Annotated in this window: 19 protein-coding genes; 8 read left to right on the top strand and 11 right to left on the bottom strand. The window is 65.6% G+C overall.

All coding sequences use genetic code 11. From position 1 onward, the window contains the following. Nucleotides 1–108: 108 nt before the first annotated feature. The 3 genes from ACFPAH_RS01240 to ACFPAH_RS01230 are packed head-to-tail and all read left to right on the top strand — an operon-like array spanning nt 109 to nt 1,797. Complete coding sequence (locus ACFPAH_RS01240; protein WP_379739407.1) at nt 109–642, top strand: cytochrome b; 534 nt, start codon at nt 109–111, stop codon at nt 640–642. 9 nt (nt 643–651) lie between these two features. Further along, the gene (locus ACFPAH_RS01235) at nt 652–1,203 is read left to right on the top strand and encodes a YceI family protein (protein ID WP_379739404.1); all 552 of its coding nucleotides are present in this window, start codon (nt 652–654) and stop codon (nt 1,201–1,203) included. Between the two features lie 24 nt (nt 1,204–1,227). Continuing rightward, a complete protein-coding gene (locus ACFPAH_RS01230; RefSeq protein WP_379739401.1) occupies nt 1,228–1,797 on the top strand; it encodes a YceI family protein in 570 nt (189 codons plus the stop codon). Nucleotides 1,798–1,880: 83 nt separating this feature from the next. Here ACFPAH_RS01230 and ACFPAH_RS01225 read toward each other — a convergent pair whose 3' ends face one another. Beyond that, nucleotides 1,881–3,374 (bottom strand): hypothetical protein, encoded by a 1,494-nt coding sequence (locus tag ACFPAH_RS01225; protein ID WP_379739398.1) that lies wholly within the window; start codon nt 3,372–3,374, stop codon nt 1,881–1,883. A gap of 297 nt (nt 3,375–3,671) precedes the next feature. On the opposite strand from ACFPAH_RS01225, the gene ACFPAH_RS01220 reads away from it, so the two are divergent. The 3 genes from ACFPAH_RS01220 (at nt 3,672) to ACFPAH_RS01210 (ending at nt 7,575) form a co-directional block, all read left to right on the top strand. Then, a complete protein-coding gene (locus ACFPAH_RS01220) occupies nt 3,672–3,941 on the top strand; it encodes a GlsB/YeaQ/YmgE family stress response membrane protein (protein WP_020656446.1) in 270 nt (89 codons plus the stop codon). Between the two features lie 70 nt (nt 3,942–4,011). Beyond that, the gene (locus ACFPAH_RS01215) at nt 4,012–5,289 is read left to right on the top strand and encodes a phospholipase D-like domain-containing protein (RefSeq protein ID WP_379739395.1); all 1,278 of its coding nucleotides are present in this window, start codon (nt 4,012–4,014) and stop codon (nt 5,287–5,289) included. Nucleotides 5,290–5,415: 126 nt separating this feature from the next. Continuing rightward, nucleotides 5,416–7,575 (top strand): S46 family peptidase, encoded by a 2,160-nt coding sequence (locus ACFPAH_RS01210; protein ID WP_379739392.1) that lies wholly within the window; start codon nt 5,416–5,418, stop codon nt 7,573–7,575. A gap of 230 nt (nt 7,576–7,805) precedes the next feature. Here ACFPAH_RS01210 and ACFPAH_RS01205 read toward each other — a convergent pair whose 3' ends face one another. Continuing rightward, nucleotides 7,806–9,272 (bottom strand): APC family permease, encoded by a 1,467-nt coding sequence (locus ACFPAH_RS01205; protein ID WP_379739389.1) that lies wholly within the window; start codon nt 9,270–9,272, stop codon nt 7,806–7,808. Nucleotides 9,273–9,453: 181 nt separating this feature from the next. On the opposite strand from ACFPAH_RS01205, the gene ACFPAH_RS01200 reads away from it, so the two are divergent. Beyond that, nucleotides 9,454–9,921 (top strand): RrF2 family transcriptional regulator, encoded by a 468-nt coding sequence (locus ACFPAH_RS01200; RefSeq protein WP_379739386.1) that lies wholly within the window; start codon nt 9,454–9,456, stop codon nt 9,919–9,921. A 78-nt stretch (nt 9,922–9,999) separates the two neighbouring features. Next, nucleotides 10,000–11,193 carry a globin domain-containing protein gene (locus ACFPAH_RS01195; protein ID WP_379739383.1) on the top strand — a complete coding sequence of 398 codons (1,194 nt, stop codon included), beginning with the start codon at nt 10,000–10,002 and terminating at the stop codon, nt 11,191–11,193. Between the two features lie 199 nt (nt 11,194–11,392). Here the strand turns inward: ACFPAH_RS01195 and ACFPAH_RS01190 are convergent, their stop codons facing one another. The 9 genes from ACFPAH_RS01190 to ACFPAH_RS01150 form a co-directional block, all read right to left on the bottom strand. Further along, complete coding sequence (locus ACFPAH_RS01190; RefSeq protein ID WP_379739380.1) at nt 11,393–12,508, bottom strand: NADH:flavin oxidoreductase/NADH oxidase; 1,116 nt, start codon at nt 12,506–12,508, stop codon at nt 11,393–11,395. A gap of 138 nt (nt 12,509–12,646) precedes the next feature. After that, a complete protein-coding gene (locus ACFPAH_RS01185) occupies nt 12,647–13,645 on the bottom strand; it encodes a succinylglutamate desuccinylase (protein ID WP_379739377.1) in 999 nt (332 codons plus the stop codon). 4 nt (nt 13,646–13,649) lie between these two features. Continuing rightward, the gene (locus ACFPAH_RS01180) at nt 13,650–18,341 is read right to left on the bottom strand and encodes an NAD-glutamate dehydrogenase domain-containing protein (RefSeq protein ID WP_379739374.1); all 4,692 of its coding nucleotides are present in this window, start codon (nt 18,339–18,341) and stop codon (nt 13,650–13,652) included. 306 nt (nt 18,342–18,647) lie between these two features. Next, nucleotides 18,648–19,991, bottom strand: coding sequence for an N-succinylarginine dihydrolase (gene astB / locus ACFPAH_RS01175; RefSeq protein ID WP_379739371.1), 1,344 nt, complete (start codon nt 19,989–19,991; stop codon nt 18,648–18,650). Between the two features lie 3 nt (nt 19,992–19,994). Continuing rightward, nucleotides 19,995–21,476, bottom strand: a complete 1,482-nt coding sequence (gene astD / locus ACFPAH_RS01170) for a succinylglutamate-semialdehyde dehydrogenase (RefSeq protein WP_379739369.1) — start codon at nt 21,474–21,476, stop codon at nt 19,995–19,997. Then, nucleotides 21,469–22,500, bottom strand: a complete 1,032-nt coding sequence (gene astA, locus ACFPAH_RS01165) for an arginine N-succinyltransferase (RefSeq protein ID WP_379739366.1) — start codon at nt 22,498–22,500, stop codon at nt 21,469–21,471. Before astA ends, astD begins: the two co-directional genes overlap by 8 nt. Nucleotides 22,501–22,510: 10 nt before the next feature. Further along, nucleotides 22,511–23,536: an arginine N-succinyltransferase gene (locus ACFPAH_RS01160; protein WP_379739363.1), complete on the bottom strand. Its 1,026-nt coding sequence runs from the start codon at nt 23,534–23,536 to the stop codon at nt 22,511–22,513. Between the two features lie 124 nt (nt 23,537–23,660). Continuing rightward, nucleotides 23,661–24,902, bottom strand: coding sequence for an acetylornithine/succinylornithine family transaminase (gene astC, locus ACFPAH_RS01155; RefSeq protein ID WP_379739361.1), 1,242 nt, complete (start codon nt 24,900–24,902; stop codon nt 23,661–23,663). A 339-nt stretch (nt 24,903–25,241) separates the two neighbouring features. After that, nucleotides 25,242–25,820, bottom strand: a complete 579-nt coding sequence (locus ACFPAH_RS01150; protein ID WP_379739358.1) for a hypothetical protein — start codon at nt 25,818–25,820, stop codon at nt 25,242–25,244. Nucleotides 25,821–26,187: the final 367 nt, after the last annotated feature.

Genomic DNA, 26,187 nt, shown 5'->3' with positions numbered 1-26,187 from the left:
CGTTTAACAATTGCTGGTAGTGTACAAAAGAAACAGTCCTTCGGTGAGCGTCGTCCGTTCTTTTTTGCTATAGTTTAGTTCTAATCAGTACCATATCAGGCATTTCTTATGCAGCGCTACTCTTCCATCGCCATCGCCTTGCATTGGCTGATCGCCCTCCTGATCGTCGCCACCTTCACGCTGGGCCTGGTAATGACGGACATTCCCGGCTTGACGCCGACCAAGCTGCGCTATTTCTCGTGGCACAAATGGGCCGGCGTGACGGTGCTGGCGCTGGCCGCGCTGCGCCTGCTGTGGCGCCTGCGCCGCACCCCGCCCGCCTACCCGGGCACCATGGCTCCGTGGCAACGCCGGGCTGCGCACCTGCTGCACGGCCTGTTGTATGTCATGATGTTCGCCGTTCCCCTGTCGGGTTATTTCTACAGCCTGGCGGCCGGCGTGCCGGTCGTGTACTTCGGGCTGTTCCCGCTGCCGGTCCTGATCGAGGCCGATCCTGTCCTGAAACCCGTTTTGAAAGCGCTGCACTACTGGCTCGCCATGGGCCTGGCAAGCCTGGTCGCCCTGCACGTCCTGGCCGCGTTCAAGCATCTGCTGGTCGACCGCGATGGCGTCATGGGCCGCATGCTGCCCTTCTCCAAATAAGGAAATCCGATGAAAACCCTGCACCTGTTCACCGCCGCCGCGCTGCTGTCGAGCTCGCTGGCATTTGCCGTTCCTCTTAAAACCGACCCCGCCAGGAGCAGCGTCGCCGCCGTCTTCAAGCAGATGAGCGTGCCGGTCGAAGCCAGGTTCAAGACGTTTACGGCGAATATCGACTACGACGCGGCCCGCCCCGAAGCGTCCAAGGCCGCCGTCGAGATCGCGACCGCCAGCATGGACCTGGGCGACCCCGAGTACAATCGCGAAGTTACAAAAAAGGAATGGTTCAACACGGCGCAATTTCCTAAAGCAAGTTTCGTCTCGACTGCGATCAAGGCTGCCGGACCGGGCAAGCTGAACGTGGCCGGCAAGCTGACGCTCAAGGGCAGGACCGCCGACGTGAACTTTCCGCTGACCGTGAAAACCGAAGCCGGAAAACAGGTGTTCGAGGGACAGTTGCCGATTCGACGGCTGGCTTTTAATATCGGCGAAGGCGAGTGGAAAGACACCAGCATGGTCGCCGACGAAGTTGTCATCAAATTCCGCGTCACCGCGGGCCAATAACCCATCAACCAAGGGATGTTACGAATGAAACTCAAGCTCCTGATTGCCGCCACGCTTGCCACCAGCGCCAGTTTCGCCTGCGCCGCCGCCGACACCTACCAGATCGAGCCGAACCACACCTACCCGAGCTTCGAAGCCGATCACATGGGCATCTCGGTCTGGCGCGGCAAGTTCACCAAGACCAGCGGCACCATCGTGCTCGACCGTGCGGCAAAAACGGGCAGCGTCGACATCACGGTCGACATGGACAGCGTCGACTTCGGCCACCAGAAGATGAACGAGCACGCCAAGAAGCCGGACATTTTCGACGTCGCCAAATATCCGACCGCGACCTTCAAGGGCAATAAAATCCGCTTCAACGGCGACACCCCGGTTGCCGTCGACGGCGACTTCACGCTGCACGGCGTGACCAAGCCGCTGACCCTCACCATCAACAAGTTCAAGTGCATCGAGCACCCGATGCTCAAGCGCGAAGTCTGCGGCGCCGACGCCTCGGCCACCTTCCAGCGCAGCGACTACGGCGTGAACTTCGGCCTGCCGCGCTTCTCGCCGGAAGTAAAGCTGGCGATCCAGGTCGAAGCGGTCAAGCAGTAAGCTTTTCGTCCCCAAAGAAAAAGCCCCGCTACCTTCCGGCAGCGGGGCTTTTTTCATCGTGCTGACGCTAGGGTGAGACCGGATTAACGGCCGTCACGGTCCGCGTCGCCCGGAATGGCGCGCTCGACCTTGTGCCAGGCGGCACGGCTGGCCATCTTGGCCTGGTCCCACGACAGGCGCGAGTTGCCGCGCGCGGTGCTCCACTCGTCGGCCAGGTAGTGCTCGTTCTGGTCGTAGCTGCCCGGGTAACGGCTCTTGCCGTTGTAGCCCAGCGCATACGCCGGCTGGTAGTCGTCGTAGGTGTAGCCCGGCGTGTAGTACGACTCGGTCTGGTAATGGTCGCGCCAGTGCGCGTCTTCGTGCGCCGGGTTGACCAGGCCGCCGACACCCTTGCCGGCCATGCCGCCGACCGCAGCGCCGACGCCCGCGCCGACCACCATGCCGACCGGGCCGCCGACCGCGCCCACCGCCGCGCCCGCTGCCGCGCCGCCGCCGGCGCCGACACCCTTCGCCAGGTTATGGTCGTGCAGCTCGTCGCCCGGCTTCGAGTTGACGACCTCGCCCGCGCCCTTGCCGGCAGCGCCGCCAGCCAGGCCGCCGATCACGGCGCCCGCAGCCGCGCCGACCGGGCCGCCGACCGAACCGACCGCCGCGCCGGCCATGGCGCCACCGGCCCCACCGACGCCTTGCGCCAGGTTATGGTCGTTCAGGTCGTCGCCGGCCTTTGGATTGACCACTTCGCCGGCGCCCTTGCCGGCAGCGCCGCCAGCCAGGCCGCCGACAACGGCGCCCGCTGCCATGCCGATCGGGCCGCCCACGGCACCGAGTGCCGCGCCGGTGGCCGCGCCGGTGCTGGCGCCGACGCCCTTGGCCAGGTGGTGTTCGCTCAGGTCGTCACCGGTCTTCGGATTGACCACTTCGCCCACGCCCTTGCCGGCCATGCCGCCGGTGACGCCGCCGATGGCGGCACCTGCAACGGTACCGATCGGACCGGCTGCGGAGCCGATCGCGGCGCCGGCCAGCGCACCGCCGACGGCGCCGACGCCGGTGCCGATCACGTGCGAGCCGCCGTGTTCGGTCCACGAACGCTCGATGTGGGCCGCGTCTTCGTCCGAACGGGCATGCACGCCCATCAGGATGCCGCCGCCCTTGATGCCTTCTTCATAGTGCTTGGCACGCTCTTCCGGAATACCGGCGCCGATCAGCGCGCCGATCAGGCCGCCGGTGATGCCGCCCGCGCCGGCGCCAGCCAGGGCTGCCGCCAGGGGACCCGCCACAACCAGGCCAACGCCCGGCAGCACGAGGGTGGTGCCGACGGCAGCGATGCCTGCCAGGACGGCGCCGATGGTGCCGCCGATGCCGGCGCCGATGCCGGCGCCTTCCGCGGCCTTGCTGCCGAGTTCGGTATCGGTATCGCCGAAGTGGGTCTTGCGGGTGGTATCCGACATCATCAGGTTGACGTCATCCCGGCTGTAACCACGTTCCGAAACGGTGCCGTACGCGCGTTCCGCGCTGGCGCGGTCCGGGAACAGGCCGGTGACCATGCGCGAATTTTGTTTGTTGGTGTCGTAGCTCATGTTGGATCCCTTTCGAAGGTGGTTATGGCGTTCAAGTCTTGCAACAGTTGGGTTGCCAGTGATCGAACAATATGCCCGCTGGACACTAGCTTCTGTTCGCTGACGCACTCACCTCATACATTCCAAAATAGCAATGAATCATGCCGAAAAGCGTGTATGGAACGTCATGTGCAGATTCGTCGTCTAACGTGAGTTGCCGCACCGACCCGCTGTGCCGTACTTCCGTAGACTTTTTCACATGGCCACCGTAATCAATTGGCCTCGGGTAGGTTTTTTTTACTATGAGGAGGAATCAAAATGCTATTCATCATTTGGATCGTTGTCGGTGGTATCCTGGGCTGGCTCGCAAGCATGGTCATGAAGACGGATGCTGAGCAAGGTATGATCCTGAACGTTGTGGTTGGTATCGTTGGCGCCTTCCTGGGTGGCTGGCTGCTGTCCCCGCTGTTCGGTTCCGGTACCATCAATTCCGATGACTTCAGCGTGTCGTCGCTGCTGGTTTCGTTCCTGGGTGCTGTTATCCTGCTGGCAATCGTGAACCTGCTGCGTCGCGGTCGCGTTCGCTAATAAAAAGTTGGTCTGCCCCACATAAAACCAACGCTTTCATGCGTTGGTTTTTTTTCGCCCGGATAAAGCCATGCGTGCCAATACCGTCTCCGTTGCCATTACCACCAGCATCCTGACCCTCCTTGTCGGCTTTCTCGCGCTCAATTTCATGCCGAGCGAGAAGCAGATCGAGACCCAGTTGGTGCGCCAGTACGATGTCCACGACTCCCAGTTCCGGCGCTCGATGGGTGTCCTGCTGGGCCCGCCCATCATCGAGGGCAACAAGGTCGAGACCCTGCTCAACGGCGACCAGATCTTCCCGGCCATGCTCGCCGCCATCCGTGGCGCGCAGAAAAGCATTACCTTCGAAACCTATATCTATTGGTCAGGAACGATCGGCCGCGAGTTTTCCGAAGCGCTGGCCGAGCGTGCCCGCGCTGGCGTCAAAGTCCACCTGATGCTCGACTTTATCGGCAGCATGAAATTGGAGGATGCCGCCATCCAGCGCATGCGCGATGCTGGTGTGCAAGTTCAGCGCTACCATAAACCTGCTTGGTGGAAACTAGCCCGGCTGAACAACCGTACCCACCGCAAGCTGCTGGTCGTCGACGGCATGGTCGGGTTTACGGGCGGCGTCGGCATTGCCGACAAGTGGCGCGGCAATGCCCAGGACGAAGAGCACTGGCGCGATACCCATTTCCGCATCGAAGGTCCCGTGGTCGGCCAGGTCCAGGCCGTGTTTACCGACAACTGGACGAAATCGACCGGCGTCGTGCTGGACGGCCCGCTGTATTTCCCGCCCCTCGCCCCACGCGGCACGATGCCGGCGCAGATGTTTTCCAGCTCCCCGACCGGCGGCAGCGCCAGCATGCACCTGATGTATCTGCTCGCCATCACCGCCGCGCGCGAGTCGATCGACCTGTCGGCCTCGTATTTCGTGCCGGACGAACTGGCGATTCACGCCCTGGTCGCCGCCGCCAAGCGCGGCGTGCGGGTGCGCATCATCACGCCCGGCACGAAAATCGACGCCGAAGTGGTGCGCCAGGCCTCGCGCGAACGCTGGGGCGAATTGCTCGAAGCCGGCATCCAGATCGCCGAATACCAGCCCACGATGTACCACGTGAAAGCCTTGATCGTCGACTCCCTGATGGTCTCGGTGGGCTCGACCAATTTCGACAACCGCTCGTTCAGCATCAACGACGAAGCCAACCTGAACGTGCTGGACGAAGACTTCGCGCGCGCCCAGGTGGCCGTGTTCGAGGACGACTGGCGCCGCGCGCGCCCGATCACGCTGGCCGCCTGGCGCAACCGGCCATGGACCGAAAAGCTGAGCGGCGAGATTTTCTCGCTGTTCGGCGCCCAGCTGTAAATACGCCGGGCGGCACGGCGGGACCAGCGGGAAATAACGGTTGACGACCGGACTGGGGATTACGGATACTCTCGGGATACTCGATAGAGCCCGGACGTATCCGATAAACCTTCTTACCGATCGCGAATGAAAAAGACTCTCCTCTCGCTTGCCATCCTGACCAGCTTCGCCGCACACGCGGACGAAGGCATGTGGATGCCGCAGCAGCTGCCACAAGTAGCCCAGCAACTGAAGGCCGCCGGCCTCGAACTCGACCCGGCAACGCTGACCAAACTGACCGAATTCCCGATGGGCGCGATCGTCAGCCTGGGCGGCTGCTCGGCTTCGTTCGTCTCGCCGCAGGGCCTGGTGGTCACCAACCACCACTGCGTCTACAACAGCATCGCCGTCAACTCGACCCCGCAGAAAGACCTGCTGGCGAACGGCTTCCTGGCCAAGACCCTGGCCGAGGAAGTGCCGGCCGCACCGGGCAGCCGCGTGTTCGTGACCGAGGAAGTGGCGAATGTCACCGACCAGATCATCGACGCCAAAGTGGCCAAGCTGACTGGCAAGGCACGCATCGACGCGATCGAGAAGAACCAGAAGGAAATGGTTGCAGCCTGCGAGAAGACCCCGGGCTACCGCTGCACCGTGGCCAGCTATTACGGCGGTCTCGAGTTCTACCGCCTGAAGCAGCTGGAAATCCGCGACGTGCGCCTGGTGCACGCGCCGCCGTCGGGCGTGGGCAAATTCGGTGGCGACACCGACAACTGGATGTGGCCGCGCCACACCGGCGACTACGGTTTCTACCGCGCTTACGTGTCGAAGGACGGCAAGGCCGCCGACTACTCGACCGACAACGTCCCTTACGTGCCGAAGCACCACCTGAAGATCGCCGCCGAAGGCGCGAAAGAAGGCGATTTCGTGATGGTCCTGGGCTACCCTGGCCGCACCAACCGCCACCGCCTGCCGTCGGAAGTGGCCTCGACCTTCGAATGGAACTACCCGGCCTTCGTGCAGGCCTCGGGTGACGTGCTCGCCATCATCGAACGCGAAACCAAGAACGATCCGGCTGCCAAGCTGAAGTACGCCGGCCAGATCGCGGGCGTGAACAACTACTACAAGAACCGCAAGGGCATGCTGACCTCGTATGGGGAAAGCGACTTCCTGGCGCGCAAGACCGCCGAGCACAATGCGATGAAGGCCTGGGTCAACAGCGACGCGGCCCGTAAAAAACAGTTCGGCGCCGACATCGAAGCGGCCGAAAAGCTGATCGCCGAGCGCGACGCCAAGGCCAAGCAGGGCTTCTACGCGAGCTACACCCAGCCGCGCTTCCTGGGTTCGGCACGCACCCTGTACCGCCTGGCCAACGAGCGCACCAAGCCGGACGCCCAGCGCAAGTCGGGCTTCCAGGAACGCGACATGGCGCGCCTGAACGCAGTCATCACCGGCCAGGACCGCACCTACGACGAAAAGGTCGACAAGGCACTGGTCGCCCACTTCCTCGGCAAATACCTGGCCCAGCCGGTCGCCGAGCAGGACGCGACCTTCAACGCCGCCCTTGGCCTGCGGACCGGCATGAGCCAGGACGAGATCAAGGCTGCGCTCGACAAGGCGTATGCCGGTTCGACCCTGGCCAACAAGGAAGCGCGCACTGCGTGGCTGACCAAGTCGCCGGCCGACTTCAAGGCCAGCAACGACAGCTTCATCAAGGCTGCGGTCGCCATGTACGAGGCCGACCTGAAGAACGAAGCCAAAGAGGAAGAGCTCGGTGGCAAGATCCAGAAGGCGTACTCGGGCTACATGAAGGCGAAGATCGCCTACATGAACAGCAAGGGCCAGGCCGTCTACCCTGACGCCAACGGCACCCTGCGCGCCACCTTCGGCAAGATCGCCGGCCGCGACCATGGCGCCGACGGCACCGGCGCCTGGACCGCGTTCACCACCACCAAGGGCGTGGTCGCCAAGCACACCGGCGAAGGCGAATTCAACGCACCGACGGCGCAGCTGGCGGCGATCAAGGCCAAGGACTTCGGCAAGTACGTCGACCCGGCCCTGAAAACGGTCCCTGTGAACTTCCTGGCGACGCTCGACATCACCGGCGGCAACTCGGGTTCGGCAGCGCTCAACAAGCGCGGCGAACTGATCGGCCTGGCCTTCGACGGCACCCTCGATTCGATCATCTCGGACTGGGATTTCAATACGGCCAACACCCGTTCGATCCAGGTCGACTCGCGCTACATGCTGTGGAACATGAAGCATGTGGACAAGGCGGATAACCTGCTGAAGGAAATGAACGCGCTGTAATCACTGCGCGCTCATGGAAAAAGCCACGCTGCCGCAAGGCGCGTGGCTTTTTTTTATCCGTCCTGCCAGTCAGTCTCGTCCACCGGGCCGCTCACCTCCGTGCCGGGTTCAGGCACAGGTTTTTGGCTTCCGAAGTACGCATCCGGCCCCTTCTTATGCAGTTCCCCGTGGTACGACACGGCCGGCACGCGCCCACAAAAACGCCGCGTCGGGCGCGGCGTTCAGTTCCATCAATTCTTCTTGTTCAGCCGGCTATGCCGCACGCTGTACAGGAAATAGGTCGCCACCGCGGCCGCCATCCAGATGAAGAACACGCGGTAGGTCGCCAGCGGCAGGTCTTTCATGATGTACAGGCAAGCGAGGACCGACAGGCCCGGGATCACGTAAGGGCCGAAGGGCACGCGGAAGCCGACTTCGGCGTTCGGGCCCTGCTTGGCGCGGATCACCGGCACCGCGATCGAGACCACGATAAAGGCCGTCAGCGTGCCCATGCTGACCATGTCCCACAAGAAGGTCGAGTCGACCAGGCCGGCGACCAGGCCGACCACGATGCAGACGATCACCGTGTTCGAGAACGGCGCGCCGGTACGCGGATTGACCTTCTGGAAGGTCTTCGGGATCAGGCCGTCGCGGCTGATCGCGTACAGGATGCGGGTCTGGCCGTAGATCGTCACCAGCGTCACCGAGAACACCGACACCACGGCGCCGGCCGACAGCACCAGCGCCGGCCAGGCCTGGCCCGTCACGTTTTGCAGGATCACCGACAGCCCCGCCTCCTGCCCTTCGAACAGGTGGGCCGGCTGCGCGCCCATCGCGGCGAGGGCGACCAGCAGATAAAACACGGTGACGATGACCAGCGCCATCAGGATACCGATCGGCACGTTGCGGCGCGGGTCCTTGACTTCCTCGCCGGCGGTGGCGATGGTGTCCAGGCCGATAAAGGAGAAGAACACGGTGCCGGCGGCGGCCGTCACGCCGGCCATGCCGGCGAAGCCCTTGCTGTCGTCCGTGTTGAAGAAGGGCGTGAAATTGTTGGCGTCGAACCCGGTGAAGGCGATCGCGGCAAAAAAGGCCAGGATCGCCAGCTTGATCACCACCATGACCGCGTTGGTCGTGGCCGACTCCTTGGCGCCGCGCACCAGCAGGATGCAGCACATGAGGACGAGCAGCACCGGCGGCAGGTTGAAGTTGCCGGACTGGACGGACAGGTTACTGTGGTCGGACACGAACATCGGAGAACGCAGGTGCGCCGGGATCTGCCAGCCGAAGGCGTTTTGCAGGAAATTGTTCAGGTAATCGGACCAGCCGATCGCCACCGCACTGCCCGCCAAACCGTATTCCAGCAACAGGCAGGCGGCAACGATGAAGGCGGCGAACTCGCCGACGGTGGCGTAGGCGAACGAGTAGGAAGATCCCGAGGCGGGCACGCGCCCGGCCAGCTCGGCGTAGCACAGCGCGGTGAGACCGGCGGTGACGGCGGCGATCAGGAAGGACAGGATCACGGCCGGGCCGGCTTTCGGCACCGCTTCGACCATCGTGAAGAAGATGCCGGTGCCGACGGTGGCGCCGACCCCGATCATCGTCAGCGGGAACAGGCCCAGCGAGCGGGTCAGGCCGCCACCGTGGGCCTGGCTGTCTTCGTGCGCGCGTTCGGCCGGTTTGGTACGAATCAGCTTTTGGCCCAGGGTCAGATTCACGGGTATCCTTTTATCGTGCTTTATAAGGGAATGGCTGAGCAGTAAACGCCGCCAAAGTTCGCGATTATAGGGTGGTTCTGGGCGCTTCGGCTGTTGTTGAGAAAATTGTTTTCTTAAAATATGCATTTCCAATGCGTATTTTAAGCGTTAGAATATCCGTGTTCTTTCTCAACGGCATCCCATGCGTCTGACCCGCTTTTCCGACATCGGCTTGCGCGTGCTGATTTACCTCGAGCGCGCCGGCACCCGCCCGCATCCGGTGACCGTCGCCGAGATCGGCGCGCAGTTCGACATCCCGCTGAACCACCTGGTGAAGGTCGTCGGCCACCTGGCCCGCGCCGGCTGGGTGCGCGCCACGCGCGGCCGCAACGGCGGCCTGCGCCTGGCCGCCGATCCGCAGCTGTTGACCGTGGGCCAGGTGCTGCGCGAACTCGAAGGAGAGGACGAACTGGTCGACTGCGCAGGGACCAACTGCGCGCTCAGCCTGGATTGTCAGCTGCGCGGCGTGCTCAAGGCCGGCATGCGCGCCTTTTATCGGGAGCTGGACCGCTACACCCTGGCCAACATGACCGAAGGCGGCACCGGCGAGCAGATCGTCCGCATGCACCAGATCTTTTGGGATAGAACGACCGCCGGCGCTGCTGCCTGAGCCGGCCTTGAATGCGCCCTCGCGGGCTTTTTTTTGAATGTTAAATATGCATTTTTGATGCATCAAAAGGAAAACACCATGATCTCCGCCGCTTCCCGTCCCTACATCGATGCCAGCGTCCCGGTCCTGCGCGAGCACGGGCTCACCATCACCCGCCTGTTCTACCAGAACATGCTGGCCGAGCACCCGGAGCTGACGCGCATCTTCAACATGGGTAACCAGGCCAGCGGCGCCCAGCAGCAGTCGCTGGCCTCGGCGGTGTTCGCGTATGCGGCCAACATCGGCAATGCCGCGGCCCTGGGCCCGGTCGTGACGCGAATCGTCCACAAACACGTCTCGGTCGGCATCCGCGCCGAGCACTACCCGATCGTCGGCCGGCACCTGTTAGCGGCAATTAAGGAAACCCTGGGCGACGCCGCTACCGATCCCCTGATCGACGCCTGGGCCGAAGCCTACGGCTCGCTGGCGAACCTGTTGATCGCCGCCGAGGCCGAGCTGTACAGCACGGCCGGCGTGCAGCCGGGAGAAACGCGCCCGATGCGCGTGCTTGATGTCAAACGCGAGAGCGACAACGTGCTGTCGATCCGCTTTGTGCCGGCCGACGACAAGCCGCTGCCGCCCTTCCACGCCGGCCAGTACGTCAGCGTCGCCGTCGACCTGCCGGGCGGGCGCCACCAGCTGCGCCAGTACAGCCTGTCCGATGCCTTCGGCAAGGACAGCCTGCGCATCTCGGTCAAACGCGAGGATGCCATCGAGGCTGCTCCTGCCGGCGAGGTGTCGAACTGGATCCATGCCAACGTCAAGGAAGGCAGCGTGCTGCAGGTCACGCACCCGTTCGGCGAATTCGCGCCCGATACCGAGTCCGATGCGCCGATCGTGCTGCTCTCGGCCGGCGTCGGCATCACGCCGATGGTCTCGGCGCTGAACCGCATCGCCATGGTGCACCCGCAGCGCAAGGTGATCTTCGCCTACGCCGCCCGCGACGCGCACCACCATCCGCTGCAGTCGGACGTCGCCGCCGCCCAGGCCGCGATGCCGAACCTGCATGTGGTGACCTTCTACGAGGAGGTGGGCGAGGCCGCCAACGTGCTGGCCGGGCGCATGGACATTGCCCGCCTGCCGGCCTGGAACCGCGAGCAGGCCGAGGTCTGGCTGTGCGGCCCGCTGAAGTTCATGCAGGCGCAGTGGCTGGCCCTGCTGGACGCCGGCGTGCCGGCCGCGCGCCTGCACCGCGAGGTGTTCGGGCCGGACATGCTCGATCACCTGCTGTAATCGTTTGGCACGGACGCCGGGCGTGGAACCGTAGGGTGGGCGGCTCCACCCGGGCGCCCGGCATCCATGCTGCGTCAACGCCGCCCACGCGTTCAGCTGCCGCCTGAACCGACGCGAGGGTTCCCGAGCTGGCTGAACGCGTGGGCGGCATCATCGCCACCAAGGATCACACGCCCGGGTGCAGCCGCCCACCCTACGGTTAACGCTGCCTGATGCTGGTGTCCCCGAACAAGTGCTTGTATTGGTGCGGCTGCGAGCGCCAGTACTGGGGCGGCGCCGCCACCTGCGCGCCCAGTTCGGCGGCGGCGTGCCACGGCCAGCGCGGGTTGTACAGCATCGCGCGCGCCAGCGCCACGATGTCGGCCTGGCCCGACTGCAGGATGTGTTCGGCCTGCTGCGGCTCGGTGATCAGGCCCACGCCCATCGTCGGCATGCCGGTCTCGCGCTTGATGCGCTCGGCAAAAGCGATCTGGTAGCCGGCGCCGACCGGGATCTTCTGCGCCGGCGACAATCCTCCGCTCGACACGTGCATGAAGTGGCAGCCCAGCTTCTCCAGCTCCCGGGCGAAACGCACGCTCTGCTCGATCTCCCAGCCTCCCTCGACCCAATCGGTCGCCGAAATGCGCATGCCCACGCTCATCGAGGCCGGCACGGCCCCGCGCACGGCGGCGAATACCTCGAGCGGAAAGCGCATGCGGTTCTCCAGCGAGCCGCCATACGCGTCCTCGCGCCGGTTCGACAGCGGCGACAGGAACTGGTGCATCAGGTAGCCATGGGCGCCGTGCAGCTCGATCGCATCCAGGCCGAGTGCGTGGGCGCGCAGGGCGGCGTCGACGAAACCCTGCTTGACGCGCCGCATGCCCTCGGCGTCGAGCGCCAGCGGCACGGTCTCGCCTTCGGCGTGGGCGACGGCCGACGGCGCGACCGTCTGCCAGCCGCGCGGCTCGTTCGGTTTGATGTTCGCCCCGCCCAGCCAGGGCGCCGCGCTCGAGGCCTTGCGCCCCGCGTGCGCGAGCTGCACCGCGACCTTGATCGGCGCATGGCGGCGGATGGCGGCGATGACCGGTTTCAGCGATTCGGCGTGCGCGTCCGACCACAGTCCCAGGTCGTCGGGCGAGATACGCCCTTCCGGCGTGACGGCGGTCGCCTCGATGATCAGGAGCGCGGCGCCGGAAATGGCGAGCTGGCCGAGGTGGATCATGTGCCAGTCGGTGGCGTGGCCCTCATTGGCGGAATACTGGCACATCGGGGCGATCGCGATGCGGTTCGACAGCGCGAGCGGCCCGAGTTGGTAGGGGGAAAAGAGCATGCTCATGGGATTTGTCGGTTCGTGTTCGGATCGACAAGTCTAGCGAACCTCAGGAGATCGTGCAGTTTTGTAGGGTCAAGCACTAGCGTTTCGGGCAAAAAAAAGCCGCGATTGCTCGCGGCTTCGGTCCTGCAATTCACACGCTCAGCTGACGCGCACCACCATCAGGCCGGCGCGCAGTCCGACCCGCACGTCCGGATTCGGAAACACCACCATCTCCTCCTCGTGGAACACGGTATACACCGTCTCCCCGTCGGTGGCGATGACGTCGCCGCGCTTGAGCGAGGCGAAGTTCGGGGTGTCGCGACCAAAGCCCATTTTAAAATCGTCGGACAGCTTGACGATCTCCTGGGCCACCTTGAACACATGGGGCTCGGTCCGGGCTCCCGCATCCACGCCGCGCAGCAGGCCGGCTAGCGCCCGCGAGGCGTCGACGAACTGGGCCATGTTGTTCTGGCCCAGCGTGCCGACCCGGCCCAGCTCGACGGTGCTGCCTGCCGCGCCGTGGTGCTCGGCCGAATAATAGCTGTAGGTGCCGGCCGACTTCGGGTTCATGATGATGGCGCCGATCGCCGCCTGGCCCAGCCAGTCGATCAGCATCGCCTTGCCCTCGTCGGCGATCAGGTCCGGCACGATCGCGAACATCGGGTAGTGCGAAGCGCGGATCGCCGTGTGCAGGTCGAGGTGCCAGCGCACCGGTCCGGCGCCTTCGAAGAAGGCGTCGGTGGCCGCGATCAGCTGGTCGGCCCGGGTGCTTTCCGCGGTGCCGGCCAGCGTTCCACGGTCGGGCCTGAACATGCGGTTCAGGTCGGCGTCGATGAAACGCTTGCCGGCGGCAATCGCGTCGATGTTGCCGACGCAAAGCATCAGGTCGACCAGCAGCGCGTCCGGCGTGCGCGACAGCGCCTCGATCACGTGCGCGACCAGTTCGATCGGCCCGGTCTCGTCGCCGTGCACGCCCACCGACAGCAGCACCGCCGGGCGCGAGATGTCGGGCTGCCGGCTTTTCACCGTCATGACACCCCTTGCGGGGAGCATGACGGCGAAGCCGCCATCCTCGAAGCGCTGCGCGACCGTGCCGAAATCCGCTTCGGCCAGGGCGCGCACCGCCTCGGTCACCACGGGAATGACGGGGGCGCTCATGCTGTTACGCTGCCAGGCGCTCGGGGTTCGAGCCTTCCGACAGCGTCCAGACGTCCAGCATTGCCTGTTCGAGGTCGGTGGCCGGCGCGAAACCGGTCAGGCCCTTTTCCGAGGTGACGGCTTCGACCGCCGCCAGCGCATCGCCGCTGCCGGCACGCTCGATCACCTGCAGCAGCAGGCGCTGCTGGGTGCGGCGCAGTGCCTGCATCGCGTAGTTGCGCAGCTGCTCCTGCGACTTGCTCTGCGGCGGCAGCTTCAGGCCGCGCTCGAGGGTGTCGATACCGGCGCGCTCGCGCAGCGCCATGCCCACTTGCAGGAACTGGGCCAGCGACATGCCGGCCGGGCGCGGCACCGACACCGCGGCGAACAGGAAGGTCGCCAGCGACTCGATGGTCTCGACCGACTTCCAGGCATGCACGAACTGCGCGTTCAGGCCGGCGTGGCCGTCGGCTTCCGACTTGGCCGGCATCAGCTGGCGCAGTTGCTCGCCGTTGGCGAACAGCGACTTCAGCTCGTCCATGCCGTCGGTACCCTGCGGCAGCGACAGCACGCCTTCGATCACGGCGCGCAGCAGCGCGCGGGTGCGCGCGTCGACCGCGATCGACACTTCGCGCGGCACGTTCAGGGCATCGGCGTCGAGCGCGTCGAACACCGGCGCCAGGTTCAGCGCCGCCCAGGCACGGCCCCAGGCCTTGACCACTTCGGCTTCCTCGACGCGGTGTTCGGCGGCGAGGTCGCGGATCATCAGCGGGCCGCAGCGGTTGACCGCCTCGTTGGCCAGCACGGTGGCCAGGATGGCGTTGGCCAGCGGGTGGTCCAGCGCGCTGCGGGTAGCGACCAGCTGCATCGGGAAGTAAGGACGCAGCACGGTCTCGGCCCATGGCTCGCTTGTGAGCGGCAGCATCGCCAGCACGCGCTTGAAGCGGTTCTTGACGTTGGCGATGGTGACGGCCAGTTCCGGCGCGGTGAGACCGATGCCCAGGCCCTTGCGGCGCTGCAGTTCGGTATCGAGCGGCAGCTGTTCCAGTTCGCGCGAGACGGCGCCTTCGGCTTCCAGGTCGGTGATCAGGGCGGCGTAGCCGTCCACGATCGCGCCGTTGGCCTGGGCCTGCACTTCGCGGGTCAGCAGGCGGGTCTGCTGGGCGTTGTCGCGCAGGACCAGGCGCTCGACTTCGCCCGTCATGTCTTCGAGCAGGCTGTTACGGTCGGCCTCGGCCAGCTTGCCGGCCTTGACTTCGGTTTCCAGCCAGATCTTGAGGTTGACTTCGTGGTCCGAGCAGTCGACGCCGGCCGAGTTGTCGATCGCATCGGTGAAGATGCGCCCGCCCGTCAGCGCGAATTCGATACGGCCGGCCTGGGTCGCGCCCAGGTTGCCGCCTTCGGACACCACCTTGCAGCGCATTTCGTTGCCGTTGACGCGGATGCGGTCGTTGGCGCGGTCCTTCACCTGGGCGTGGGTCTCGCTCGAGGACTTGATGTAGGTGCCGATGCCGCCGTTGTAGAACAGGTCGACCGGCGCCATCAGGATGCGGTGCATCAGTTCTTCCGGCGCCAGCGCGGTTTCTTCGATGCCGAGCACCGAACGCACCTGCGGCGACAGTTCGATCGAGCGCGCGGTGCGCGGGAACACCCCGCCGCCAGCCGAGATCAGCTCCTTGTTGTAGTCGTCCCACGACGAGCGTGGCAGCGCGAACAGGCGCTGGCGCTCGGCGAACGACACCGCGACGTCCGGTGCCGGGTCGAGGAAGATGTGGCGATGGTCGAATGCCGCCACCAGTTTCAGCTGGCGCGACAGCAGCACGCCGTTGCCGAACACGTCGCCCGACATGTCGCCCACGCCGACCATGGTGATCGGGGTGGTGCTCATGTCGTGGCCCAGTTCGTAGAAGTGGCGCTTGACCGCCTCGAAGGCACCTTTCGCCGTGATGCCCATCTTCTTGTGGTCGTAGCCGTTCGAGCCGCCCGAAGCAAAAGCGTCGCCCAGCCAGAAGCCGCGCTGCACGGCGATGCCGTTGGCGATGTCGGAGAAGGTTGCGGTGCCCTTGTCGGCGGCGACCACCAGGTACGGGTCGTCCTGGTCGTAGCGCACGGTCGATTCCGGCGGCACGATCGCGCCCTGCACGCGGTTGTCGGTCACTTCCAGCAGGCTGGAGATGAACAGGCGGTAGCAGCCTTCGCCCTCGGCCGCCACGACGTCACGCGCGGCGTCCTTCGGCATCTGCTTGCAGACGAAACCGCCCTTCGAGCCGGCCGGCACGATGACGGCGTTCTTGACCATCTGCGCCTTCACCAGGCCCAGCACTTCGGTGCGGTAGTCTTCCATGCGGTCCGACCAGCGCAGGCCGCCGCGGGCGACCGGGCCGCCGCGCAGGTGGACGCCTTCGAAGCGGCGCGAGAACACGTAGATCTCGCGGTACGGACGCGGTTCCGGCGCCAGCGACAGGCTCGCCGTGTCGAACTTGAAGATGATCTTCTCGCCGTCGTTCTGGAAGTAGTTGGTGCGCAGGGTGACCAGCGCCAGCTCGACCAGGGCGGACATGATTTCTTCGGTGTCGGCGTGGTTCACTGCGGACAGGCCGGCTTTCAGCGAGGCCAGCTTGGCGGTGCCGGCATCGCGCTCGGACTGCGACAGCGCCGGGTTGAAGCGCTGCAGGAAGGCGGTCACGAATTCCTTGACCAGGGCCGGCTGCGCGCGCAGGGTCTCGGCCATGTAGCGCACCGTGAACTTCGAACCCAGCTGGCGCCAGTAGCTGATGTAGGCGCGCACCAGCTGCACTTCGCGCATCGACAGGCCGCCTTCGATCGACAGGCCGTTCATGCGGCCGTCTTCGGCTTCGTCGTTGAACAGCGCGGCGAACAGTTCCTCGGCGACGTCGACGATGCCCGGCTTGGCCAGCTTGGCGGCCGACTCGGCATCGACTGCCAGCGCGGTCACATAGTGGCGGCCGCCGTCCGGCGTGGTGATCTTATAGGTCTGCTCGCGCTCGACCGAGACGCCGGCGTTATGCAGGGCCGGCAGGATGCGCGACAGCGGCGGCACGCTCTCGTCCGAATACAGGCGCACCGAGGCTTGTCCGGCGTCGCCGGCTTCGATACGGGCCGACACGCGGTTGTTCTGGCCGTTCTGCAGGATCGCCTGCAGGTCGCGGAAGGCGACCGACGGCTCGGTGGCGGTGACGTAGTTGACCGGCAGGGTCGACACCAGCTTGCGCAGGCTGCTGCGCAGGGGGACGTCCTGCATGTCGTTGGTGAGGGTGGCGAAGCGGTCGTGCCAGTCGTCCATCACGGACAGCAGCGGCTTCTGGATGTCGTTTTCCAGGTCGAGCGGGTTGCGCGCGCCGTGGGCGATCAGGTAGACGCGGGCCAGCGGGCCGTCGGCGACCAGGGTCTGCGAGCGCACGTCATGGGCGCCCGAGCTTTCCTTCAGGGCCTGGGCCAGCGAGGCGGCGACCGCTGCGCTGTAGCGCTCGCGCGGCAGGTAGACCAGCACGTTCATGTGGCGGCCGTAGACGTCGCGGCGGGCGAAGACTTTCGCGCGCGGCTGCTTGTAGAGCGAGACGACCGAGCTGCACACTTGCGCCAGCCATTCCGGATCGGCTTCCAGCGCTTCGGTGCGCGGCAGCGATTCGAGGATCTCGAGGAATTTCTCGGCACGGAAGCCTTCCTGGCGCACGCCGGCCAGGCTCAGCACTTTCGCCACGCGGCCGCGTGCGAACGGCAGGCGCGCCAGCGGGGTCGAGGTGGCGGCGCGGGTGAACAGGCCGACGAAGCAGTGCTCGCCCAGGATGTTGCCCTGTGCATCGGTGTTGCGCACGCCGATGAAGTCCAGCGGCTGGTCGCGGTGCAGGGTGCCCTCGACGTCCGCTTTGACGATCGACAGGGTTTCGGCGCGGCCAGACAAGGTATTCAATTCGCCCGGGATGTTGGCCAGGCAGGTGCCGTAGACCGGGTGCGCGGTGTCCTTCAGCACGCCGATGCGGCTCGGGATGTCGCGAGCCAGTTCGTTCTGGCCCGGCTGCACGGTGTAGTAGGCGTAGCCGAAGGGCTCGAAGCCTTCGTTCTTGGCCCACTCGAGGAAGGCGGCCACTTCCTGGCCGGCCGGGGTGCCGGAGGCAGCTGCCGCGGCAGCGACTTCGGTCATGCGGTCGCCCATGGCGACGGCGTCGCGGTGCACGACGGCAGCGTCGTTGGCGACCATGCGGATGCGCGCGGTCAGGCGGTCGAGTTCGTCGAATGCGAGTTCGTCGTTCATCAGCACCAGCACGACCGATTCCAGCGGCGCGCCTTCGACGACGGCGGTGACGACGCCGTTCGCGTCACGCTGGACCGGCAGCACGGCGTTCATGACGCCGGCGGCGGTGATGCGCTCCTTGCGCATGGCCATGACGAACGAGTCGACCAGGTAAGGCATGTCTTCGTTCAGGATCAGCAGCGCCGTGTCCGAGTTGCCCTTGGCATCGGTGTAGCGCAGTTGCGCGATCTGGCATCCAGGACCGGTGCGCTTGGCAACCTGCATGAAGCCGTCCCACAGGACAGGCGCCAGGGCTTGCGGCGTGGTGCCGGCCAGGTCTTCCTCGTCGAGCGAGCGCAGCCAGGCGCTGATCAGCGCGGCGACAGGTTCAGTGGCGCCCGCGGCTGGCTGGTTTGCCACCAGCGCGAGGGTCTGGGTACGCAAATCTTGCGGCATGTAGTTCATTGTGCTTCTCCAAAAGCTAATGTTGTCGCCTGCCCGCGCTACGGCTTGTGGCTTTGCGCGGGCCGGCGTTTTGGTGGACGGGGTTGTCCCGTCCAGGTCCCTGGCTTCCTTGTCCCGGAAGCGTGAAAGTCGTGGTTCGTGTGCGCTGCGTTCGTGCAGGCGCTCGTTTTTACTTCTGCGGCGCTGTTTTTTGCGTCGTCTTTTTGTTGGTGTTTCGTGTTCGTTACCGCCGTACCGCATGGGGTCCTTGAGGCTGGGGGCCTCAAGGACGTGCCCACGCGGTTTCACCGATTGATCGTCGGCGGCCTAACTGAAATCATACAAACCCGGCAAGCCGAGAATCCGCTCGAGCGCCTCGAGCGCCGTATGACACTCGATGGCCAGCTGCGGATCGGCCAGGTCCTTCGGCTCGACGTGATCGCGGTAATGCTTCTCGACCCAGGCCACCAGCTGCGCATACAGCGCTTCGGTCATGATCACGCCGCCATGCAAGGCCGCCGCCTGTTCGTCGGTCAGGGCCACGCGCAGGCGCAGGCAGGCGGGGCCGCCGCCGTTGCGCATGCTCTGGCGCAGGTCGAATTCGAGCAGCTCGTCGATCGGGCCGCCGCTGGCGACCAGGCCGGCCAGGTAGTTCGCGACCGCCGCGTTCTCGCGGCACTCGTGCGGCACCAGCAGCGCCATCTTGCCGTCGGGTTTGGACAGCAGCTGGCTGTTGAACAGGTAGCTCGCCACCGCGTCCGCCACCGGCACCATGCCGCCCTCCACGCGCACCGGCACGAACTCGGCGCCGACACCAAGCACCGCGCGGCGCAGCGCCTCGATCGTCGCCGCCTCGTCGGCGAACGCCTGCTCGTGATAGAACAGCACGTTGCCGTTGCCGACCGCGATCACGTCGTTGTGGAACACGCCCTGGTCGATCACGTCCGGGTTCTGCGCGGCGAAGACGGTGCGCGCCGGGTCCAGGCCGTGCAGGCGGGCCACGGCCTGCGAGGCTTCCAGGGTCTGGCGCGCCGGGTATTTCTTCGGGAACGGCGCCGACGGATCGAACTCCACCCGACCATACACGAAGAACTCGACCCCGGGCGCGCCGTGGGCGGCGGCAAAGCGCGTGTGGTTCGCCGCGCCCTCGTCGCCGAAGGCCGGCGTCGGCGGCAGCGGGTCGTGCACCATGAAATGGTCGTGGTCCGCAAAGATCGCGCGCAGGGTGCGCGTGGCCTGCACGTGCTCTTCCGAGCGGTGCAGCTTGTTGTTCAGGTTGGCGGCCGTGAAGTGCACGCGGCCGTCGCGGGTGTCGGCCGAGGGGCTGACGGTGGCCGCGTTGGCGGTCCACATCGGCGCGGCCGACCAGGCGCAGGACAGGATCACCGGGGCCTCCCTCCAGGCTTGCGCCAGCACGTCGGCGTCGGTGCCCGAGAAGCCCAGGCTGCGCAGCAGGCGGAAGTTGGGACGCGCCTGCGGCGGCATCACGGCCTGGGCGAAGCCGCGCGCCGCCAGGTCCCGCATCTTGGCCAGGCCCTGCAGCGCGGCCAGCTTCGGGTTCGAGGCGCTCCTCACATTGCTGAACGAAGCGACGTTGCCGAACGAAAGGCCGGCGTAGTTGTGCGAGGGGCCGACCAGGCCGTCGAAATTGAATTCGCGAGCGTTGCGCATGATTTACAGCACCAGTCCCGGCGACAGCTTGGCCGGCAGTTCGAGTTCGGCCGTCTCGATCGAGGCGACCGGGTAGGCACAATAATCGGCCGCGTAATACGCGCTCGGGCGATGGTTGCCCGATTTACCGACGCCGCCGAACGGCGCCGAGCTGGCCGCGCCGGTGGTCGGGCGGTTCCAGTTGACGATGCCGGCGCGCGCTTTCACGGCGAAGCGCTTCCACAACGCCTCCGAGGGCGACAGCAGCGCCGCGGCCAGGCCGAATTCGGTGGCGTTCGCCACGTTGACCGCCTGATCAAAATCTTTTACGCGCACCACTTGCAGCAGCGGGCCGAACCACTCTTCGTCCGGAATGCCCTGGGCGTCGGTGACGTCGACGATGCCGGCGGTGACGAAACCGGCGTGCGGATCGAGCTGGCGCATCTGCAGCAGCACCTTGCCGCCCTTGGCTGCCATGTCGGCCTGGGCCTGCACCAGGCGCGCGGCGACGGCGTTTGATACCACCGGGCCCATGAAGGGCTGCGGCTCGGCGGTCGACGGGCCGACCTGGAGTTTCGATGCGACCTCGACCAGGCGCTCGACGAATTTCCGGCCCTGCTCGTTGTCCTGCACCACCAGGCGGCGCGCGCAGGTGCAGCGCTGGCCGGCGGAGATAAAGGCCGACATCACGGCGTGGTGGACGGCGGCGTCGAGCGCTTTCGGATCGTCCTGCAAGTCCCAGACGACGAGCGGATTGTTGCCGCCCATTTCCAGCGCCAGCATCTTGCCCGGCTGGCCGCCGAACTGTTTATGGAGGGCGGCGCCGGTCTGGCTGCTGCCGGTGAACAGCACGCCGTCGATCAGCGGGTTCTGGCCGAGGGCGATGCCGGTGTCGCGGCCGCCGTTGACCAGGTTCAGCACGCCCTGCGGCAGGCCGGCCTGCTCCCACAGCTGCACGGTTTTGACGGCGGTGCGCGGCGCGTATTCGCTCGGCTTGAAGACGATCGTGTTGCCGGCGATCAGGGCCGGCACGATGTGGCCGTTCGGCAGGTGGCCCGGGAAGTTATACGGGCCGAACACGGCGAACACGCCGTGCGGGCGGTGGCGCAGCACGGCATTGCCGTCCGCGACCTTGGCCGCCGTTTCGCCGGTACGCGCGCCGTAGGACTGGACCGAGATGTCGATTTTATTGGCCATGGTCGCCACTTCGGTGCGCGCTTCCCACAAGGGTTTACCGACTTCCTCGGCGATGATCGCCGCCAGTTCCTCGGCGTGTTCCTTCAGGAGGTCGCGAAAGCGCGTGCACACCGCGATGCGTTCTTCCAGCGGGCGCAGCGCCCAGGCTTCGAAGGCATCATGGGCGGCCTGGGCGGCGCGCTGCACGTCCTCGAGCGTCGATTCCTTGCTGCTCCAGGTCTGGCGTCCGCTGGACGGGTCGATCGTGACCAGTTCCGCGCCACTGCCGGGCAGCCATGCGCCGTTGATGTAGTTCGACAGGTTAGCCATTGTTCTTCCTTACGTTGAGTGACAGCGTGCGCACCGGGTCGCCCGCCTGGACATGCAGCAGTGCCAGTTCCTGGGCCGAGAGCGGCACCTCGAGGCCGTCGACCGTGGCCTGCGCCAGCACCATCCGGAAATCGTCGAGTCTGGTGTTCGACACCAGCAGGCATTCGGTCTCGCCCTCGGGACGGCCTTCGGCGGCCACGCGCAGCACGCTGTCGCGCACCGAGCGCAGTTCCTTGACGCGGCCCTGCAGCACCGGGCCGGCATCGAAAATGTCGACATAGCCCTCGTAGTGCATGCCTTCCTGCTCGAGCAGCTTGCGCGCCGGCAGCGTCGAGCGGTGCACCTGGCCGATCACTTCGCGCGCCGACTCCGGCAGGTAGTCGACGTACAGCGGCTGCCGCGGCATCAGCTCGGCGATGAAGGATTTCTTGCCCATCGCGGTCAGGCTGTCGACGTGGTTGAAATCCATCTTGAAGAAGTGGCGTCCCAGGCCCTCGTAGAAGGGGCTGGTGCCGTCTTCGAGCAGGTAGCCGCGCATCTCGGCGATGATCTTTTCGGTGAACAGCTGCTGGAACTGGGCGATGAACAGGAAACGGCTTTTCGACAGCCACTTGCCGTTGTAGCCGGTGCGGTAGTCCGGCTGCAGGAACAGCGAACAGAGTTCGGTGGCGCCGGTCAGGTCGTTCGACAGGTACAGCGTTTCCATGCGCGTAAACACGCCCAGCTCGCGGCTGGAATGCACCAGGGTGCCGATCCGGTAGTTATAGAAGGGCTCGGTGAGGCCGACCGCGCCCTTGATGGCGCAGATCCCGGCCAGTTGGCCGTTCCCGGTGTCTTCCATCACGAACATGTAGTCGCGCTCTTCCGGCGGGATGGTGCCGGCAAACGAGGCGACGGCGCACTCGACGCGGTCGCCCAGCATCTTGCGGTCCGGCTTGAGGGTGGTCATGCCGCCGCCGACCTGGCGGGCGATCTCGATCAGCGGGTCGAGGTCGGAAGCGGCAATGGAGCGAATGACGAGCATGGTGCCTCTTTCAGATTCTGACGCAGGTAACAAGGTCGCCCGGCGCCACGCCCAGCGCCTGCTGCGCGGCGAGCGGCAGGCAGAGCGCGTCGGAGGTGTCGCACGGCGGACAGGCCACGGTGATGGCGCGGAAGCGCTCGGCATTCGCCGCCACCGCATAGGTGACGAGCTGCTCGGTGCCGCCCTCGGCAGCGGTCTGGACGCGGCGCTGCTGCGAGCCGCAGAACGAGCGCAGCGACATCTTGTGCGCCGCCAGGATCGGGCCGCCGTCGAAGATGTCGACATATTCGTCCGCTTCGAAGCCCTCTTCGGTCAGCAGTTTGAAAGCCAGCTGGCCGCTCGGATGGATCTGGCCCATCGCGGCCTGGGCGTCGCCCGGCAGCAGCGGCACGTAGACCGGATAGTGCGGCATCAGCTCGACGATCATGGTGCGGTTGCGCGCGCCGCCGACGACGCGCTCGGCGTCGAGGAAATCCATCTTGAAGAACTTGCGGCCGAGCGCATTCCAGAACGGCGACTGGCCCTCGGGGTCGGTGACGCCGGCCAGCGGCACGAAGAAGCGGTCGCCGAAGCGGTTCGGCGCCAGCACCGCGTACAGCAGGCGCGCGCGCGACAGCAGGGCCGCCTCGATGCCGGCCCGCTCGCGGTCGCGCAGGTGGAAACCGGCCAGCTGCGAGCAGGCGGTCAGTTCCGAGCACAGCGTCAATGCATGCACGCTGTGGCTGATGTTCAGGTCGCGCGAGACCTGCTGGATGACGTCGTTGCGGAAGGCAAAATAGGTGCCGTTCGATCCGGCCGACGCGTGCACGGCGGCGGTACCGACGACCTCGCGGGTCGCGCTCTCTTCCAGCACGAACAGGTAGGACTCTTCGCTCGGGATGTCGACCTGGGCCGCAAAGGAAGCGATCGAGCGCTCCACGAAAGCGGCGATGGTGTCGCGCGTGCGCGGCAGCGTGTGCACGCCCGGCGTCAGCACGGAGGCCAGGCTCTCCAGCGCATCGATATCCGTCACTTCTACCGGACGAACTACATACATATGAACTCCAAGAAGAAGACACCGCGCGACACTGCGCTCACTACGCTCGCTTCGTCCGCTGTGCTGCGAACGAACCCGGCCCGCGTCGATGCGCGGGCCGGACAGGATGGAAACGCGGTCAGCGTCAGGCGGCCAGGAATTCCTCGATCGCGGCGCGCAGGATGCGGTCGGCTTCCATGATCTGCTCGTCGGAGACGATCAGGGCCGGCGCCATGCGAATCACGTCCGGACCGGCGATCAAGAGCATCAGGCCCATCTTCTCGGCGATCTTGGTGAGGTCCTTGGCGCGGCCTTTATACGCTTCGGCCAGCGGCAGGCCGATCAGGAGGCCCATGCCGCGCGCCTTGCCGAACAGCTGGGGAAACTCGGCAGTCAGTTTTTCCAGGTTGGCGAAGATTTTCGCGCTGGCTTCCTTGACGCGTGCCAGGAATGCCGGCTGGTTGATCATCCCGACCACGTTCAGGGCGACGGTCGCGGCCAGCGGGTTGCCGCCGTAGGTGGTGCCGTGCGAGCCGACGTTGAAGTGCTGGGCGATCTCGTTCGTGGTCAGCATGGCGCCGATCGGGTAGCCGTTGCCGAGCGCCTTGGCGGTGGTCAGGATGTCCGGCGTCACGCCGGCGTCCATGTAGGCGTAGAAGGCGCCGGTGCGGCCCACGCCCGATTGCACTTCGTCGAAGATCAGCAGCGCGCCGGTCTTGTCGCAGAACTCGCGCAGCGCCTTCAGGTAGGCCTTGTCGCCCGGGATGACGCCGCCCTCGCCCTGGATCGGCTCGACGATCACGGCCGCGACGTCGTCGAGGATGGCGGCGCGCGCCGCTTCGATGTCGTTGTACGGGATATGGTTGATTTCCTGCGGCAGCGGCTCGAAGCCTTCGGTGTACTTTGGCTGGCCGCCGACCGAGACGGTGAACAGGGTGCGGCCGTGGAAGGACGACAGGCAGGAAATGATGCGCGACTTGTGCGGGCCGAACTTGGTGTGCGCGTACTTGCGCGCCAGCTTCAGCGCCGCTTCGTTCGCTTCCGCGCCCGAGTTGCAGAAGAAGACACGGTCGGCAAAGGTCGCGTCGACCAGGGCCGAGGCCAGGCGCAGCACCGGCTCGTTGGTGTAGCCGTTACCGAGGTGCCACAGGGTGTTGATCTGCTTGGTCAGCGCGTCGACCAGCACCGGGTGGGCGTGGCCGAGGCTGGAGACGGCGATGCCGGCGGTGAAGTCGAGGTAATGCTTGCCCTCCTGGTCCCACACGTCCAGGCCCGACGCCTTCACCGGCACCATGGCGGCCGGAGCGTAGGTCGGGACGAGGACTTCGTCGAAGGTCTGCCGAGTGACAGGCCGCGTTGTGACACCCGAATCGAGCTTTGCATTCATGACTTTTTTCCTCATCCACAATGGTGACTGGCGCGCCAAGAGACGGGCGCCGAACCTGATCATTATAGGAAGACGGGGTGGCAAGTTCTTGCAGAAGTGCGACGGGGATTTTCATTTTTGGCCGGAGACTGCAGGGCTGGCGATCGTGGAGCGACAGGACAGAATACGAATCGGAGACGACGGTTTTCCAATACGCAAGCATGTCCCGCAAACCATGACCCAAGCAGAAATGGACGCGTTACTCAAGAAAAGCGAACGCCCGTGTCAATAGGACGCAGGGACCGCCATGGATTGCAATATTGCGGGTCGATATTGATGGAACGATCGCGCTCCGGCCCGCTACCCGCAGGTCTCCACATAAGCCACTGCCGGCAGGAGACCGGCGCGCATCTTGGTCACCTTGCCGCCTGACTCTTCCAGGATCACAGCCGAACGGCCGTCCGGCTCGGGAAAGGTGAGGTAATGCCCGTTTTCGTCGTACTTGTGGGCGCTGACCTGGACTTCGGGGTGGCGGGCGCGGACTTGCGCCAGGGTGTCGCCGATCGCCACCCCCAGCGCCGTTTCGACGCCTGGGCCGGCGTCGGCCCGGGTCACGATGCCGTTTTCGAGCATGAAGCGCAGTGCCGGTAAGGCAGGAAAACGCACCATGCTGCACGCGGGATCGAAGGAGGTGGGAAGGACCGCCTTGGCGCCGCTGGCCTGCTCGGCTTGCGCGAGCGTCATGCCGAAACGGATGCCCCCTACCCCGCTGGCGCGCAGCAGGTTCGCGCTTGAAGCAGGGGCAATGTCCACGCTAGGTGCCGGGAGCGCTTCCGGCATCGACACGCTGGTCCGGTTGACCGCCTTGTCGGGCACGGGAGGCGGTGCCGTCCCATCCTTGTTCGAGCACGCGCTCAACAGCGCAATGGCTCCCGCCACGATGCTTCTTCTCACTTTATCCCCGGTTGAGTCCTGGCCATCCGGCCTGCATCCCGACTATACGGCGAGCGCCTGATTTGCGACGCACGGTCCGCCGGGATGCGCCCACGTCAAGCATGCACACCGACAGACAGCCGCCATTTCCGCGCCAACCAAACGAGCTTGGTGCCCACACGAGCTTGGGGTCAAACACGAGCTTGGGGTCAGATCTGATATCCGGACACGACCTGAACCACGCAACGACGAGATCAAACCGACGGACTATTGCAGAGGCCGTGTCTGAATGCCAGACCTGACCCCAGCCGTGCAGCAATACATATCTGGCTGCTTAGCTAGCAAACGGATTCCTAACACGCATCTTCTAGCA

The sequence above is a fragment of the Massilia sp. GCM10023247 genome (genome assembly GCF_042653325.1).
In the GTDB taxonomy this organism is placed as follows: Bacteria; Pseudomonadota; Gammaproteobacteria; order Burkholderiales; family Burkholderiaceae_D; genus Telluria.
This window is presented reverse-complemented; position numbering and strand designations above follow the sequence as displayed.